Source organism: Acetobacterium sp. KB-1, from assembly GCF_003260995.1.
GTDB classification, from domain to species: domain Bacteria; phylum Bacillota; class Clostridia; order Eubacteriales; family Eubacteriaceae; genus Acetobacterium; species Acetobacterium carbinolicum.
The window spans coordinates 3,463,267-3,480,420 of the sequence record NZ_CP030040.1 but is presented as its reverse complement, the minus strand read 5'-3'; the positions used below and the strand labels follow the sequence as shown (position 1 = coordinate 3,480,420).

Genomic DNA, 17,154 nt, shown 5'->3' with positions numbered 1-17,154 from the left:
ATTTACATACTGATCATGGTATTGTTAAAGTTCAAAACATAGCTGTAACGAAAATCTGTCGCCATTTCATGTACTAACCGCAGCCCATAAGTTTTTTCGACTCCAAAATCATGAATATAGGCCACCGGATTAAACGGCCGGCCGTCATCTCTAAAGCGCAGGACCAGATCTGAATCAATAATGGACAACCGAATATCGATAACATTTTTTTCTTTTTCCTTAAATCCATAGCGGATGATGTTCACACTTAATTCTTCCACAATCACCCCGACATGGTTGGTTCGCTTGGCATCAATACCATTTTCCCGACAAAAATCCATCATTGTCTTGGAAATCCCGGTAGCATCAGTAAGTGAATTGGAAATCGTCACATCCATTAGACGTGTATTTGTTTTCTCGAGCAGCAAAATCGGGATTAAATCCTTTTGCGACCTTTTTTTGATAATCCCACCCGTTATTAATATTAAGGTTAAAACAATCATTTCATTTAAAACAAAGGCGATCCAGATTCCAACTTCTCCAAATTGTAATCCCAATAAAAAAACCAGTGGAAGTAAGACGAGATTATTCTCAAAAACGGTAATCATTGAGGCAAACCCGCGTCGATTGACCGTTTGATAATAACTGGTCAACAAAAAATTAATCCCGAAAAATGGTAACGAAAAGGCAAATATCCGGATGGCTGTCTGGATGGAAGTCATCATCGCCTCATCTCCTGAAATACCAAATAGTCCCGCCAGTTGCATGGGAAAAAGCAAAAATATAACCATGAGAACCCCACAGAGTATTGCAACCAGTGTCATCGCCGTTTTGATGATCACCTTTATACCGCCATAATCCTTTTCCCCGTATGTACACCCAACCACTGGCACAACCGTTTGAGCTGTTCCGCCAATAACAATACTCGCGGTGGAAATCATATTCAGACAAACTCCAAAAGTTGCCACACCAATAGGACCAATGCTAATAATCAAAAATGAATTGATCGCAAGATTTTTTATAAACCCCGTTATTCCAAACAAAGCTGATGGCAATCCGGTTAATAAAATATTTCCACAATTTCTGAGTTCAGACAGCTTCGGTTTAACGAACTTTAAATTTCGTTTTGAGGATAGTAAATAGATCAATACAAACATGGCCCCAACAAGATAACCGGTTACCGAAGCCCAGGCAGCCCCGCTAATCCCCATTTTAAAAACACCCATATAAATAAGATCACAGGTCAAATTGACGACATTTGCAATAATCAAGATATTTGCAGCCAGTTTAGGAAATGAGTCTGCGCGCATAAAATAAACAATCCCGGGAATAACAACCAATGCTGGGGCACCAAGGATTAACACCGAATAGTAATCTTTGACCAGTGGCATTAAGGTACTTCCGCCACTTAAAATCTGGCTGATCTGATTTGAAAAAACAAAACCTGTTATTCCCAAAAATCCTGAAATCAGCAACAGTCCAAGCACCGATAAGGTAAAATTCAAATTGGCGCCTTCGTGATCCATCCGTCCTTTACAATGGGCTACAACAGTGGAGCCCCCCACTCCAATCAGCGCATATATTGCATAAAATAGAAATACAATGGGAATACAGATGTTTACCGCCGCAAAAGCTTCTGTTCCCAAAATATTTCCAACAATAATTCCATCTACAATCATGCCCAGGGACAATGCCACATTCATCATAATTGTCGGCAGCAGATAGGAGAAAAACTTCCGCTGTAACAAAACGCCTGAGCGCTCAAATATCGGTTCTGAATTCTCGTTTATCATCAATTATCTCCTTTTAATTTTTTCAATACGCATCTAATACTTTGTGATCGATTTCAAGCGACTAATTTTCATGTTATTATTATGCTCTGAAAATCTCGCTTCTTAAACCCAGCTGAACTAACGACATACCGGCGATCGAAAACACATAGGCTTCAGCCGGGTCCACCAGTACAATGGCTTCCGAATCAACGGTATCGATCGTTTTTAAATGATCGCTCAGTCCAATTCCTGTTTTTTTTAGCAGACTTTCCTTTTTTGTCCAGATTTTTGTAAAGGTCAGCGCTTTGTTATCACTTTCATTAATTAGTTTCAGTTCATTTTCATTACAAACATGTCCGGCAAGTTCCGGATCATAGTTTTCAACTGTTTCAACGTCGACCCCGACCGCTGAGTGATGCACGGCGCAGATAACCCCTTTTTTACAATGGCTAATATTGAAATGGATCTGGGGATAATCGATTAGAAATGGTTTGCCCCGCTCGGAATAACTGAACTGTATTGCCCCCGAAACACCATACTCGCTTTTTATCCCATAGTTTAATAAAACATATCCCAATACCGAAAGCTTTTGGTCAATTTTCTGACGATAAGCTGTTGCCTTGTTTTGACGTTCGGCAGGAAGTAACCTCAAACTACTTCTAAAAAGATCATCTGAAAATTCGTCTATCCGATCAAATATATAAACCGCCATTGATTACCTTCCCCTTTTTATTTGCAATAGCACCATTGTAACAAACTTTTCATTTGTTTACAATTTCTTTCACAAAAAGGGATTAAACTGTCTTGAAAAAGACAGTTTAATCCCTTTTTATGGAATTTTCACTTTAGCCTAAAAGCAATCTATTACAACGTGTTTTAATATTCTTCCCGGATTCCAAATTCAGCGTCTTCCACCCATTCCTCTGGACGTTCAACCAGGGTAATCAGGTTAGCAAAAATATTATAATGATTTTCTTCCTGCTTAACCAGATAGCCAAATAATTTTTTTATCTGTGCCTCTGTCGATTCTTCGAATAATTTTTCATACAGTTCAATACTGTCTTTTTCCATTTGTAGCGCCATTCGGTAAGCATCTAATTGCTTGGGTATTTCTTTGAATCTTTTTTTAAAATCACCCTTATTTTTAAAGACGTTGTCAGTATTCGCGAGTGCTTCATTGTCACCTAATTCATAATTTACTTTGTCGAGCTCTTTTTTTAGTAGTGCCGCATGATCTTTTTCATCATCGGCCAATAATAAAAATACGGCATTAAGTGAATTATCCTTATTCTCTTCTGCTAGTCCCCGATAATATTTTTCGCCATCATGTTCCATTTTTATTGCAAATTCAACTGTGTTCATCTTTTTTACCCCTTATTATTTATAGAATCGTCGCTTTCGCGATAAACCGATTAATCTACCAATTCCAAATAGTCGCCATACCCCTGAGCTTCCATTTCGTCTGCCGGAATAAAGCGCAACGATGCGCTATTGATGCAATACCGCAAGCCACCAGTTTCTTTGGGTCCATCGTCAAAAACATGACCCAGATGGGCATCGCCAGTGCTGCTGCGGACCTCGGTTCGTTTCATTCTCAAACTCGTATCACTTAATTCTTTGACCAGCTCCGGGTCGATCGGTTTAGAAAAGCTTGGCCAGCCACAGCCCGACTCAAACTTGTCACTCGATGAAAAAAGCGGCTCCCCAGTGGTGATATCCACATAAAGCCCTTTTCGATATTCGTTATGGTACTCATTTTGAAATGGCGGTTCTGTGGCATTTTTCTGAGTCACCGCATATTGATCCGGCGTTAACGTTTTTAATAAGGTGTCCTGATCTTTTTTTTTGTATTTCATCCTAGTTCCTACCTTTCCTACGACTATTCTATTACTACCCCATCTTTTGGGGTGTTAATCAGTCTTCAATAATTTTAAGAAAGGCTTCAAGATCACTGACTGGCTGCTCACAGCGATAGTCTTTGCAGATATAGGCGGTGGGTTCCCCATGAATCATCTGCTGATTGACGGCAAATTCATTGATCTTTTTTAGATCTGTTTCGCTTTTATTAAAAAGCACCACTGAAAAAGGCAAAAACTGCTTATTCAATCGGCGATTCATCTCCCGGATTGTGGTATCTTTTTCATAACCGGCAAAGACCACCTCAGTGGTTGGCTGTTCATGGAATAATTTTACGCAAAGCATCATGGTACTCGCCATCGGTGCCTGATTCAGGTTTCCGGCAAAATAGCTAAACATGCCATTGACAATATCGAGGTACCTTTGTTCTCCGGTTATTTTCCCGATTTTAAGCAAACAATAGGCCGCCAGCGCATTTCCCGATGGCTTGGCGTTATCATAGATTTCCTTGGGCCTGGCAATGAGCCTTTCAGCGTCATTTCCGTACTGAAAAAAACCCGCCGTTCCAAATTCATCGCCAAAGAGATTAATCATCTCCACTGCCCGAACAATCGCTTTTTCCAGATAATCGGTTTTAAAAGTGGCCTGATATAATTCCAGATAGCCCCAGATGACACTGGCATAATCATCCAGATAACCCAGAATTTTAGCCTCACCCTTGCGATAGCGGGCATAAAGTCGGCCGCTCAGCCGGGTCATGTTATTCTCTATAAATGCCATCGTCTCTTCGGCCTGTTTGATATAGACAGATTTGTTAAAAACCCGGCCCGCCATGGCCAGAGCGGCAATCATCAGGCCATTCCATGAGGTCAGGATCTTGTCATCCTTATGGGGATGAACCCGCTTTTCCCGCTGAGCAAACAGATCGGCGGTCATCTCATCGAGGGCTTTTTCAAGCTCTGGATTGGCTTCGATGAGATCAATGTCACAGTCAATCATATTGGCAATATTTTTGCCCTCAAAATTTCCTTTTGTCGTCATTGGATAAAATTTGAAAAAGACCTCGGCTCGCTTTTTGCCCAATATTTTTTCGACCTTATCCGTGGACCAGACATAAAACTTGCCTTCTTCCCCCTCAGAGTCGGCATCCTCGGCACAATAAAAAGCGCCTTCCGGTGATCGTAAATCCCGATTGACATAGGTGATCGTTTTCTGGGCAATTTTTTTATAGAGTTCATTACCCGTGGCCTGATAGGTTTCGGCATAAGCCATAATCAGTAAGGCATTATCATAGAGCATTTTTTCGAAATGAGGAACCAACCATTGTTCATCGGTTGAGTAGCGGGAAAAACCAAACCCGATATGATCAAAAATGCCACCCTTATACATCTGCTGCAGCGTTTTTTCCACCATCACCAGGGCATCCGGCTGTTTAAAGGCCTGATAGCAACGTAACAAATAGAACAGGTGATGGGGGGTGGGAAATTTAGGGGCCTTACCAAAACCACCATAACAATCATCAAAGCTTTCATCCAAAAAATCATAAGCATCGTAAAAAATGCTCTGCTTTAATTCCGGTTGTTCTTTTCGCATCTCCAGATCATTGAGCAGTCCTGTCATCTTATTCGCTGAATGGACAATGTCTTGATTGTTTTTTTGCCACTGACTGTCGATGCCGATGAGCACATCGATAATACCAGGATGCCCAAGCCGAGATTGCTTGGGCAAATAGGTGGTCACATAAAAGGGTTTTCGATCGGCGGTTAAAAAAACATTGAGGGGCCAGCCTCCCTGACCAGTACTGACCTGGGAAAAGGTCATATAAATCTGATCAATATCCGGCCGTTCTTCCCGGTCCACCTTAATGCTGATGAAATATTTGTTGAGAATTTCAGCTACTTCTTCATCCTCAAAGGATTCTTTTTCCATCACGTGACACCAGTGACAGGTGCTATAGCCAATCGACAAAAAAACAGGTTTATCTTGCCTTTTGGCCAAATTAAACGCCTCATCCGACCAAGGATACCAATTAACCGGATTATAGGCATGCTGTAATAAATAAGGACTCATTTCATGAACAAGTCGATTCGCTTTCTTTTGAACGTCGTCGAGAGCCATCTTCTTCAACTCCTTTATCGAATTAGTTATCACCCCTATTATGATTCTCAACCATTAACTTAGTCTTTAATCTACGCTTCAAAATTCATAAACTCCTGTTCCAGTCGCTTATTGATCACCTTAAAAAAAGCAACACTGATTGTGATACCAATTATGGTATAAAACGCATAACCGAGAAAGTCGTTGACAAAATATCCCAACAAAGCACTGACACCGATCAACAACCCGCTATAAGCCATGCCGACAAAAAGTGTGATAATCACATTCATATTGTTCTTAATGGCTTTCTGGGGATTATCCCAATTGAGCAGCGGGCGGTTCATATCCATGAATAAACCGAATAATAAAATCGGTAATGATCCCAGAATTCCCAGGATAACCGTTAACAGCAGCGTCGACATGGCTAAGGGAAAAAAGAATTGAATCGCGATGATTGTAAACACAATTCCCAGACTCTGAATCAGCAGCGCTACACCAGTTCGTCCAACGATCTGATCGTTGGCTGTCACTGGAATCATCCGGGTAAGCCAGGACGCCTTGCCTTCCCGAGAAAAGGTGGTCGCTGTGGTGGCTGTGGTGCCTCCAAAAAAAATAAAAAAGGCGATCAGTATATAATTAATCAATATCGGCATCTCTCTGAAAAATTCCTGCATTCCCTGTAAATCTTCCGCGGGTATCTCGATAAAATAAAAGCTAAGGAGAACACAAAGCGGGGCAATGATCACCACGCTGACATTATTAAAAAAGTAAACCGGCGTCCGCAACAACAGTCGCAAATCCATCGTAAACACCGCCATCGCCCCATGGCTCTTTTTACCAAGGGCTTTGCTTCGCTGGGCGCCGCTTAGCTTCCTGCTCTTTTTCATAATCTTTCCGCTGACAATACTCTTAATATAAACCCGTTCGCCAATCGCTACCATCAGGGCGCAGGATAACGAGGTAATCACCAACAGCGCGCCCACCCAGGGAAAGGACATCAGCGTAATTTTATTCAGCGCCCAGGCCATTAAAAAGCTGGTCGGCAGAATATAGCCAATCGTGTTTAAAAGCCCCTCGTTGCTGGTCAGCATCCCATTGATTAGCTGTTGAAAATCAACCTCATCACCACTGCCAAGTTGGCTGGTAAACCAGAACTGCACTCCAAAAATAAGGGCAATCCCTAAAAATACAAAAACAATCTGTAGCATATCTTTACGACCTTTAATGGACGCCGATTGCATCACCAGCATAACCAGAGCAGTCACCATTGAAAGTGGCAACACTGGAATGGTTAAAAATACCAAAAATGATAGTAGCAGATAAATCAGCCCCATTCCCTGGCCGATCCCGTAAATGATCAGAATGGGCAGAAAAACAAAGCCTGCAAAAGCATACTCAAACACCAGGATACTAAGAAATTTAGCGAAAATCAGCTTTCGCGGGCTGATCGGCAGTGGGATCAGCTCTTCCATGTTATCGGAGAAATAAAACTCCGAAAGAATATACATAATTCCAAAAACGAAAATCAGCACCGTTGCCATGATGTAGCCGACACTCAAAAAAACTGAAGTCTGATCAATCATTGAAAGCCCAATATAGGTGGCCGTCATCAACGAGATAAACATAAAATATGCCGGTATCAAGGCCACTGGAACAATAATCAGGGTAAAGAGTTGTTTATAGAATTCCTTTTTATTGTATTTCTGATTATAAAAAAACAACGATATCCCCAAGGATTCATTAATAAAAAGTCTGGTCAAACTGATAATTTCTTTCATTATTCTGTCAACTCCAGGAAAATATTTTCAAGTGATTCCTGGCTCCCGGCTTTTTCACGAATTTCGGCCATGGTTCCCACCTCAATGATCTTTCCCTTTTTAATTATGGCAATCCGGTCACAGATTTTTTCGGCCACATCCAGTACATGGGTGGAAAAGAAAACCGATCGTCCGCTATCGCAATGATCACGCATGATTTTTTTTAGTTCAAAAGACGCCTTCGGATCAAGACCGACCATCGGCTCGTCCAGTATAAAGAGCTGGGGATTATGAATGAGTGCCCCCACCAATGCCAGTTTCTGCTTCATCCCATGGGAAAAGGATCCAATCGGATCGTTGACGGCATCCTTGATTTCAAAAATATCCAGATATTTCTCGATCCGTTCCTGTCTTTCGGTAGCGGCTACCTGAAACACATCGGCCATGAATTTTAAATATTCGATACCTTTAATCTTTTCAAACAGTTCTGGGGTATCCGGGACATAGCTGAATTGTTTTTTTGCGTTCAAGATGTCTTTCTGATTATCAATCCCATTGATCGTTATTTTACCGCCATTGGGGGCCAGCAAGCTGACAATCATTTTAATGGTGGTCGTTTTTCCAGCACCGTTAGGCCCCACAAATCCGAAAATTTCGCCGGGATGCACTTCAAAGCTGATGTTATCAACTGCTTTCTCATTCTTATTTCCATAGGTCTTTGAAACCTGTTCAAGTTTTAACATAGTCACTCCTTATTTCTTTTTTTGATCTAGTTTATTTTAACACAACTCTGGCCTTTTACGATGGTAAAATTTAATATTGTTTTTAGAAATAAGGCATACAATAGAGAAAATAGACTATCGGCATTAAAAAAAGTAACTGGTCCGCGGCGATATGCGTAAAGATCGCATCAATGATCACTTATTTTTTAGAACTGCCTCAACCCTTTAAACGAAAGCAGGTAACCGCGTGATCACACAAAATGAAATTGCAGCATTGAAAGCCCAGGGAATCTTAGCCCAGCAACAGGAGGGTTATTTTTCGATCCGGATTTTAAGTCGGGCCGGAAATTTCACCTCCGCAGAATTCCAGACTCTGGCGGAAATCGCCAAGAAATATGGTCGGGGTTATCTGGGTGAAACCACTCGATTGGCCATTGAAATACCTTGGATCGCTTATTCTGATATTGAAGCGGTTAAATCAGCTCTCACCGCCGGAGGATTGGTTTACGGTGGCACCGGTAAGAAAATTCGGCCCCTGGTCGCCTGTAAGGGTACGGTTTGTCAACATGGTCTTTATGACACCCAAAAGCTGTGCAGCGTTTGTCATGACCAATTCTTCGGTCGGGATCTTCACGCCAAAACTAAAATCACCTTTGTGGGCTGCCCCAATAATTGTGCCAAAGCGAACACCAATGACATCGGTCTCGTCGGACAATCCTATGTTCAATTTGACTGGAATGCCTGTATAAACTGTGGCAAATGCACCAAGGTCTGTCGCGCTCAATCGCTAACGATGCTCAATCAAAAGCTCCTCTGGAACGAACGAAAATGCGTCAATTGTGGCAAATGCGCTCAGGTTTGCACCACCGGCGCGATCACCGAAGAGGTTCGCGGCATTGCCGTTTATCTGGGTGGCCGGATGGGTCGGGGTTACCGCTTCGGTGACCGTTTAACGGACCTTTATGCAGCCGAAGAGGTTCCTAATCTGATTGAAAAAATTCTGGAAACCTATCTTGAACTGGGTAAGGACGGTGAACGAATCGCTGCTGTTCTCGACCGCATCGGGATCAACGCCTTCGAAGATTTTTTGCAGGAGCGCCTGGGCGAGTAGCTGCCAACTTTTAACAAGCTGGTACCAAGCGAACACTATAAAGAGGGCTGATTTTTCAACCCCCTTGAGGTTGTCGACAAACTATCGTACCGACCAATTGTTAATCTGTTGTTCGCTGCAGAATCGGACAGGCGATGCCGTGTCCGCTCTGATGCATACAACATGATTTAACAATTGTCGGTACTGGGTTATCTTTTTTGACAGTCAGAGAGGGCTGATTTCTTAGCCCTCTTATTATTACCATTCCGTATATTTTGCCGAATTTTTCTAAAATTCTTTGTTACTATAAATCCGTAACGAAATAAGATAGGAACCGAACACCATTATGACGGTAAAACCAAGCAACAAAAAGAAATAAATCAATGGATTGATCGCTTCTGGTAGCGGGATCTGCATCTGTGTCAACAACAGAATCAGGCCGGTGGGAATTAAGGCACTTAAAATCAGCATCAGTCGGGCTTTTTCGGCGCCAAACTGGTAAATCAGCGGAACTATCAATGAACCATAACAAAAAGCAACTAAATAGAGCACCCCGATAATGACCAGAATTTCCATCGAAAAGCTTTGTCTCATGATCATGTTTCCAACGATACCGACAATCAGTGCTAAGACTGCCCCCAGGGTGTTTAAGAGCGCCATCACCAGGTATTTACTGAGCACCATTTCTTTTTGGGTCACTGGCATGGTCAAGGCGTAGGCATCCCACTTAGCCAGATCGTCATAACTAATCGTGGTCACCACCATCATCGCAAACATCAGGATAATCATACCAAAGATAAAACCATTTCCCTGGGGTATGTAAATAACTGCAAAAAGGGTAATCATTAATCCCAGCATTTTAAATGTACTTTTTAAATTAATCAGATCTTTTAAAATGAGTCCCTTCATTATTTTTCCCCCCTTACATAAAATAGCATCATTTCTTCAATGGTTACCCCATCCACAACGGTCTCGGGATATTTCTTTTTAATGGCAACCTTATCGTTAACCAGTACCTCAAAGCTGAACTGGTTTTTGCGATAGCGGATATACTCGTTTTTTTCGAGCCTTCGAAAATCTTCTTCTCCGCATTTAAGAACCCCCATTTTAGACAGCAGGGTCTCTTTTTCCTCATCCAATAATATTTCACCCTGATGGATAAAGACAATATAATCGGCGATCTTATCGAGATCACTGGTGATGTGAGAGGATATCAAAATGGCATGTTTTTCATCCTGGATAAACTCCATAAAGACGTCCAAAATTTCCTCCCGGACAATCGGGTCCAGTCCACTGGTGGCTTCGTCTAAAATCAATAACTCCGGTTCGTGGGATAGTGCCACCGCAATCTGCAGCTTCATTTTCATCCCCCGGGAAAATTCCTTGATAATCTTATTTTCTGGAAGATTGAATTTTTTCAGGTAGTTCTGAAATAATTGCACATTCCAATTTCTGTAAATACTGGCCAGCATCTTAGAGATATCACCAGTCTTTAAATTATCGTGGAAGTTACACCCATCCATCACAACACCGAGGGATTCTTTGATTTTTTTCTCATCTTTTAAGGCGTCCATTCCCAGCATTTCAATGGTTCCCCCATCCCGCCTGACCAGATTAAGCATGGCTTTAATGGTTGTCGTTTTGCCGGCCCCATTCTCACCAATAAAGCCAACAATGCTGCCTCTGGGCACCTTAAAGCTGACATCTTTTAGCTTAAAATCTTTATAATTTTTATTTAAATTTTTAATTTCGATGGCATTCGTCATGTTATTCTCCCTTATACAATAGTTCTAACAGCTCACTGAGTTCCTCCCAGGAAATATCACTGCTTCTGGCAATATCGACCGCTTTCTGCAGCAGCTCTTCGACCAGTCTTAGTTGCTCTTCCCGGATAAACGACAAATTCTGGTTAGCGACAAAACTGCCCTTACCAGTGACTGTTTCAATAAACCCATCCCGCTCCAGATCCGAATAGGCGCGCTTGGTGGTAATCACGCTGATCCGCAGCTCCTTGGCCAGAAAACGCATACTTGGCAAGGCGTCCCCGGGACTCAGCTCACCGCTGATAATCATCTTCTTGATCTGCATAGCAATTTGCTCATAAATCGGTTTGTCGCTGGAATTGCTGATGGCGATGTTCAACAAGTCACCTCATTTCTTATGTTATAGTGTGTATATACTATATTCACACTATAACCATTTCCGTACTGTCTGTCAAGTTTTTTTGAAAAAAAATAAGCGGGGGGTTCTCCCACTTGCATCTGTTAGATCATTAACCGAGTACCAACCATTGTTATATCTGATTGTATGCGTTGGGGCGAACAGGTGATAGCCTGTCCGACCCTGTAGCATACAAGGGATTAATAATTGCTCGATACGGCACTCTAGATTCAACCCTAATCTCAGCGCTCCAGCTTATTCCCAGCTCTGAACGCTCAATTTTTTCTGAAGTTTTTTAAGCTTTTCCCGTTCCACTTTATAATTGGGGAGTACTTGTTCAACAATTTTCCAAAAGTGAGAAGAATGGTTCATTTCAATGAGATGGGCCAGCTCATGAACGACCACATAACGAATGGTGGTTTCTTCAGCCATCACCAGATACCAGGAAAAATTAAGATTGCCGGCACTGGAGCAGGAACCCCACCGGGTTCTTGCACCATTTATTTTGACGGCCTTGGGTTTTAGTCCCATATGTTTTCCCAGATCTTCCACCATCGTGCTGAGCACCTTTTTTGCCAGCGTTCGGTAGATACCCACCAGACTGGTTTTTAATTCCTCGGCCGACATCTGAGCGTAAGCGTAGAAACACTGGCCATCATAGCCATAGGTCGGTTTTTCGACCGGCACCAGGGAGAATTCGCGGCCCAGAAAAAGCAGCTTGGTACCAAAGCACAGCTTGAAATTCGCCCGTTCTTCTGCCTGTCGTGCCACTGCCCCATAATGGGTGTTAATCCAGTGTTGATGCTGGTTCACAAAATCCGCAATGACTTTTTTAGGCGTTCCGTTGGGAACCCGAACCTCAATTTCGGCATTTTTGGTAATATAGAGGCCCATGGTTTTTCGTTTTGAATGTTTGATCGTATAATTCTTTGTCATCTTCGTCCTATTAGTTTTCAATCCGTTTTATTTTTCAATCCGCACCTTACTGCCGCCGACACCGGCCTCACCGGGGGTAATCAGCAGTTTGACCGGCATCCGGTTCTTGATCGATTCCACATGGCTGATGATCCCCACCTTCAGGCGGTCGTTATGGAGCATTTCGATGGAGTTCATCACCACCTCCAGGGCATCTTCATGGAGGGAGCCAAAGCCCTCATCGAGGAAGAAAAATTCCAGTGGTGCCCGTCCTTTTAACTGTATTTCAGCGGAAAGCGCCAGCGCTAATGATAAGGAAGCCAGAAAGGTTTCCCCGCCTGATAATGTTGAAGCATCCCGGGCGGCCCCGCCGTTTTTGTAGTCCCGGATAATGAATTTCCCCTCATCATCGGCTTCCAGTCCGTAATTGCCGTTACTGATCTCGGTAAGCCGTTTCGATGCTTCAATGGAGATGTACTTGAGCCGGGAAACGGCGACAAATTCGACAAAGCGCTTGCCGGAAAACAGTTTTTCCAGATCGGCAATTAGTGCCAGCCGGTGATCCACTTTTTCCTTTTCGGCTAAATAGCTTGCCAGCTCCGCCAGGCGTTTTTCTAAATCGTCAATGCTGGTTTTTAACCGGATTTCCAGGCCCTTCTGCTGTTCAATGCTTTCTTCTAACAATTGATGGGAGGTAACAATCTCATCATAAGCCGAGGTGGTCATCGCTCTGCCATCAATTTTTTTGTTCAGATCTTCCAGCTTGCCACTTAATTTAGTCCGGTTCTGATAATAACCCTCAATATCCGCTGCCAGATTTTTAATGCTATCCTCCGCAATGCAAGCATTTTGAGCAGTGATCAGATCTTTAAAGCCCAGGGTATTTAACTGCTTTTTCAGGGCTGTTTCAGTCGTCTCAAATTGGCTTTGCAGGGTCTTAAGATTGGCTTTTTTAATGGTCACCGTTTCCTGGGTTTTGCCATACTCTTCCCGGGCCGATTCCAGTTTTTTCTTCGCCGTGGCCCAGGCATTTTCAATCCATTTGATGTTACCGATAAATTTATCTTTTAATTCACCCAGCTCTTTCAGCTCATAATCTTTTCCCAGTTTTTCCTCAATGGCGGTTCTTTTTTCTTTAAACTGCCTGGCCTTTTCACCAATGAGCAGCAAGAATTCCTGCACCTGGCGGTTAATGTCATGAATGGTTTCGCTGAGTTTCTCCAACTGCTGCTGATGGGCAGCAAGCCCTTTTTCCAGCTTTTCAAGGCTATCCATTAATTCGCCCCGCCACGCATCCCTCTTTTTAATGGTTTCATTGGCGGCATCAAAATCAAAGGCTTTTGGAGCCATTAGCTTTATTCTTAATTGGGCTCCTTCTGCTGTCAGCTCCGTGAATGCTGTTTCCTTCTTCTTTTTAAGTTCATTCACTTCCTGGGTCTGAAGAAACAGGGCTTCTTTGGTTGCCGCTTTTTCTTTGAGATCTCCTTCTAGCTTTAATAACTGGTTTTTTGCTTCATGATTCCGGGTTTCCAGTTTTTTTAGCAACACTTCCCAGGTTTCCAGATTCTTAATTAGCTCAGTATTAGCGACCTCCAGTAACTCCGGTTGCCCTTCGGGAATAGCTTCCCCAAGACTGATGATTTCAGTTTTCAAATTCTTCTGATTTTCAACCAGAATGGTAAAACTGCCAGTTAATTGGGCAATTTCCGCGGTCAGTTCGGCCAATTCCTTTTGCTGCTGCAAATAGGTATTATTGATGACCTCCACCCGGATTGCATCATCCGATTCTTCCAGATCCGCCGTCAGAGGATGTTCGGTTGAACCGCAAACTGGACAGGGTTCTCCGGCACTGAGCTGTTCTCTGAGTTTATGCCCCATATTTTTATTTTCCAACCGCATCAGTTGTTTTTCTACTGCCGCCATTTTTTCTTTTAACAGCTTTTCAGTCGACTTTTTCGACTCAATGGACTGAACCAGGGTGTCAATCTGCTTTTCCAGTGCCGCAAGGCTCTCTTTGCTCTCTCTTTGTTTGAGAAAACGGTTTTTGCTGCTAATGATCGCTTCTTTTTGCTTGCCGATACTGTCCCAGGTAGCCGGTCGATTTTTTTCATGGGTGTTAAGTTCCTGTTCGATAGCTGACTGTTCGCTTGCTAAAAACTGTCTTTGTTCTTCAAGGTTTTTCCCGCTTTCGAGCAGTTTATCGATTTCGCTTTGGTTTTTTAACAAACGCTTTTCATCATTTTCGATTTCGTTTTTCAGCCGCGCAATTTCTTTGGTGATATCAATCCCCCGACTGATTTTTTCGCGATGATCCGGTTCGATCCGACACTTTCTTTCCTCTAGACGCTGCTCATTAAGCTGCTTTTTTACCTTTTCCATTTTCTGAATCAGTCGTGCTTTTTCATTTTCCAGGCTGATCTTCTGATGATTTTTCGCATCCATTTTTTTATTCAGATCATGGATTTCCGTTTCCAGAGCCAACTGGGCTTCTTTCCAGATAATGGCATCGGCCACCTTTTCCAACTTGCTCTGAAATTTAAAGAGATTTTCGCTTTTATACGCGTCGGTTTGACTAAAGCTCTTTTCACAATCTTCTTTTTCCAACAGCAGTTGTGCCAGTTTGTCTTCACTGCCAAGCAGACTGCTTCCGCTTTCTTGAACCTGGTTTTTGAGGGTTTTAAACGCTTCCAGAAAAGGTCGCACTTCCAGGGCCTTTTTCCCCAGCGCCAGCTGCTGTTCTTTTTCGGTGATTTCTATTTGCTTTGTTTCAAGATTTCGGACTTCGTCTTTGACGTTCTTCTGCTCAGTGAGTAAACCCATTAAAACCTTGGCTTCAGATAATTGGGTACTCAGCTTATCAAACCGTTGCTGGTTTTCTTTAAGCAGCTGATGGTTTTGCTCGTAGCTGCTCTTCTTTTCGGCCAGCACTTCTGGTGTAACGCCTTCATAGGTCTTCATGCTGCCGACGATCTGGTTGAGCTTTTCAACCTCATTGATTCTTTCTGTTTTCAGACGGTTGGAGAGATCATCCCCATATTTGGATAGGTTAAAAAGCCGCTCCAACATATCCCGCCGGGGCTTTCCTTCCAGCTTTAAGAAATCACTGAATTTTCCCTGTGGCAGCACCACGGTCCGGGTAAAATCGGTGAGACCCAAACCAATAATTTCCTCACAGGCACTGGTCACCTCGGTGGTTTTATCCGCCAGCACCAATGCCCCTTCGGGTCTTAATTCCAGCAGCTGACATTTTCCCTGATTGATGCCCTCATTTTTATTGCGCTTAAACTCGCGGCTGACCTGATAGGTTTTCTCTTCCTGCCCGGCGATGACAAACTCATACACCACGCTGGCCTTTTCATCGTTGACATTGATATAATTACTGCTGTTTCGGGACAGTTTGCCATAAAGCGCCAAGGTAATGCCATCCAGAATGGTAGACTTACCGCTGCCGGTGGGTCCGAAAATACCAAAAATCCCGGCCTGGGTCAGAGTCTCAAAATCAATGAGCTGTTCTTCCTGAAAACTATTAATCCCTTTAATTTTTAGTCGGATTGGTCTCATTGTTTATCCTCCTCAGCAACCAGTGAAAGCAGCAGTTTTAGAACCTCATCATCGGCTTCAGTGCCCCTTTCACGGCGGTAAAATTCTTTAAACACATCCCCAAAGGACTTTTCTGTCAGCGCTTCCAGGCTGGCCTCGGTTTCTAAGGTGGTCAGCCGGGGGATCACCTCCAGAATATCATCCTTATATGCTTTCATCTTTTTGATTTCATCTTCCCGGATATAGTGATCGGTCTCAATTTCCAGATAAACCCAACAGGATCGCTCCCCATTAGCTTTGCATCTGGCAATGGCATCATCGACATTCTCGCATTTCCAGACCTCGATAGGCTTATAAACTTTTAGTTCAATTTCGCGGATCTCATTTTTAACGGTAACGCCCTCTGCAACGACAATTTCCACCACCATGCATTTTTTTCCATAGGCGATTTCCCGGCGGTTAAAATGAATCGGTGAACCGGCATAGCGTCCCCGGCCATTGGTGCCGGGAATCACCTGCGGTTTATGAATATGTCCCAAGGCGATGTAATGGGCTTTTTCGGGAAAGCACTGGCCATCGACAATATAGGTGCCACCAAGCTGAATAGTCCGCTCTGATCCGGCTTCCTCGCTGCCCATGGCAAAGATATGGGTGGTCACCAGATTAATGGTATCGTCTCTGAAATGAGACTCCAATTGCGAAAAATAGGTTCGGATCCGGTCACTGTAGGATTTTTGATTTTCATCGTCGGCGGTGGTCAGATCATATAAAACCTCATTGAGCCGTTTCTCACTGGGATAAGGCAGCAGCAGTATCACAGCCCGTTCGCCGTTGATTTCAATCTCCACATAACCTTCCCCGGATTCCACCACCTGATGTTTGCCATACACCCCGGTTGGAATGATGGTCTTTGGCACCCCGGCCATCAGAATACCGTGATCCCGGGCCAGCGGTCCCGGCGCTTCAAGGCGCTGGGGATTGTCGTGATTGCCGGCAATCACCAGAATCAGCCGTTTCCCACCGTCGGATAATTGCTTTAGGGTCTCATAAAACAATTCCTCAGCTCTGGCCGGTGGGTTATAGCTATCATAAACATCTCCAGCAATGATCAGTAGATCTATTTTTTCTTCCCTGACTATTTTAACAAAGTCCGCCAGAAAGCAGGCCTGCTCATCCATCCGGCTGTGACCTTCAATATTTTTTCCTAAATGCCAATCGGCGGTATGTAATATTCTCATTTGTGCGACCTCACTCATATCCGTTTT

Annotated in this window: 14 protein-coding genes; 1 reads left to right on the top strand and 13 read right to left on the bottom strand. The window is 43.3% G+C overall.

Going from position 1 to position 17,154, the window contains the following annotated elements:
- Positions 1-2: 2 nt before the first annotated feature.
- The 7 genes from DOZ58_RS16045 to DOZ58_RS16015 all read right to left on the bottom strand — a co-directional run bounded on the left by DOZ58_RS16045 (position 3) and on the right by DOZ58_RS16015 (position 8,205).
- Positions 3-1,772 (bottom strand): MATE family efflux transporter, encoded by a 1,770-nt coding sequence (locus DOZ58_RS16045; protein WP_111889224.1) that lies wholly within the window; start codon positions 1,770-1,772, stop codon positions 3-5.
- Positions 1,773-1,851: 79 nt separating this feature from the next.
- A complete protein-coding gene (locus tag DOZ58_RS16040) occupies positions 1,852-2,463 on the bottom strand; it encodes a 4'-phosphopantetheinyl transferase superfamily protein (protein ID WP_111889223.1) in 612 nt (203 codons plus the stop codon).
- A 164-nt stretch (positions 2,464-2,627) separates the two neighbouring features.
- Positions 2,628-3,113: a ferritin family protein gene (locus tag DOZ58_RS16035; RefSeq protein WP_111889222.1), complete on the bottom strand. Its 486-nt coding sequence runs from the start codon at positions 3,111-3,113 to the stop codon at positions 2,628-2,630.
- Between the two features lie 50 nt (positions 3,114-3,163).
- Entirely contained in the window at positions 3,164-3,607 is a 444-nt protein-coding gene (msrB, locus tag DOZ58_RS16030; protein ID WP_111889221.1) for a peptide-methionine (R)-S-oxide reductase MsrB, read from the bottom strand.
- A gap of 58 nt (positions 3,608-3,665) precedes the next feature.
- Positions 3,666-5,726: a thioredoxin domain-containing protein gene (locus tag DOZ58_RS16025; protein WP_111889220.1), complete on the bottom strand. Its 2,061-nt coding sequence runs from the start codon at positions 5,724-5,726 to the stop codon at positions 3,666-3,668.
- Positions 5,727-5,797: 71 nt separating this feature from the next.
- The gene (locus tag DOZ58_RS16020; protein WP_111889219.1) at positions 5,798-7,483 is read right to left on the bottom strand and encodes a hypothetical protein; all 1,686 of its coding nucleotides are present in this window, start codon (positions 7,481-7,483) and stop codon (positions 5,798-5,800) included.
- On the bottom strand, positions 7,483-8,205 hold the full coding sequence (locus DOZ58_RS16015) for an ABC transporter ATP-binding protein (protein ID WP_111889218.1): 723 nt from the start codon (positions 8,203-8,205) through the stop codon (positions 7,483-7,485). The genes DOZ58_RS16020 and DOZ58_RS16015 overlap by 1 nt, the downstream gene beginning before the upstream one ends.
- A gap of 226 nt (positions 8,206-8,431) precedes the next feature.
- Between DOZ58_RS16015 and DOZ58_RS16010 the strand changes: the two genes are divergently transcribed.
- Positions 8,432-9,295, top strand: coding sequence for a 4Fe-4S binding protein (locus DOZ58_RS16010; protein WP_111889217.1), 864 nt, complete (start codon positions 8,432-8,434; stop codon positions 9,293-9,295).
- A gap of 267 nt (positions 9,296-9,562) precedes the next feature.
- On the opposite strand, the gene DOZ58_RS16005 is transcribed toward DOZ58_RS16010, so the two are convergent.
- The 6 genes from DOZ58_RS16005 to DOZ58_RS15980 form a co-directional block, all read right to left on the bottom strand.
- Positions 9,563-10,183, bottom strand: a complete 621-nt coding sequence (locus tag DOZ58_RS16005) for an ABC-2 transporter permease (RefSeq protein WP_111889216.1) — start codon at positions 10,181-10,183, stop codon at positions 9,563-9,565.
- Positions 10,183-11,040, bottom strand: coding sequence for an ABC transporter ATP-binding protein (locus tag DOZ58_RS16000; RefSeq protein WP_111889215.1), 858 nt, complete (start codon positions 11,038-11,040; stop codon positions 10,183-10,185). Before DOZ58_RS16000 ends, DOZ58_RS16005 begins: the two co-directional genes overlap by 1 nt.
- Before the next feature lies 1 nt (position 11,041).
- Positions 11,042-11,416 carry a GntR family transcriptional regulator gene (locus DOZ58_RS15995; RefSeq protein ID WP_111889214.1) on the bottom strand — a complete coding sequence of 125 codons (375 nt, stop codon included), beginning with the start codon at positions 11,414-11,416 and terminating at the stop codon, positions 11,042-11,044.
- 273 nt (positions 11,417-11,689) lie between these two features.
- On the bottom strand, positions 11,690-12,370 hold the full coding sequence (locus tag DOZ58_RS15990; RefSeq protein ID WP_111889213.1) for a M48 family metallopeptidase: 681 nt from the start codon (positions 12,368-12,370) through the stop codon (positions 11,690-11,692).
- A 27-nt stretch (positions 12,371-12,397) separates the two neighbouring features.
- On the bottom strand, positions 12,398-15,910 hold the full coding sequence (locus DOZ58_RS15985) for an AAA family ATPase (protein ID WP_111889212.1): 3,513 nt from the start codon (positions 15,908-15,910) through the stop codon (positions 12,398-12,400).
- Positions 15,907-17,127, bottom strand: a complete 1,221-nt coding sequence (locus tag DOZ58_RS15980) for an exonuclease SbcCD subunit D (RefSeq protein ID WP_111889800.1) — start codon at positions 17,125-17,127, stop codon at positions 15,907-15,909. Before DOZ58_RS15980 ends, DOZ58_RS15985 begins: the two co-directional genes overlap by 4 nt.
- Positions 17,128-17,154 lie beyond the last annotated feature (27 nt).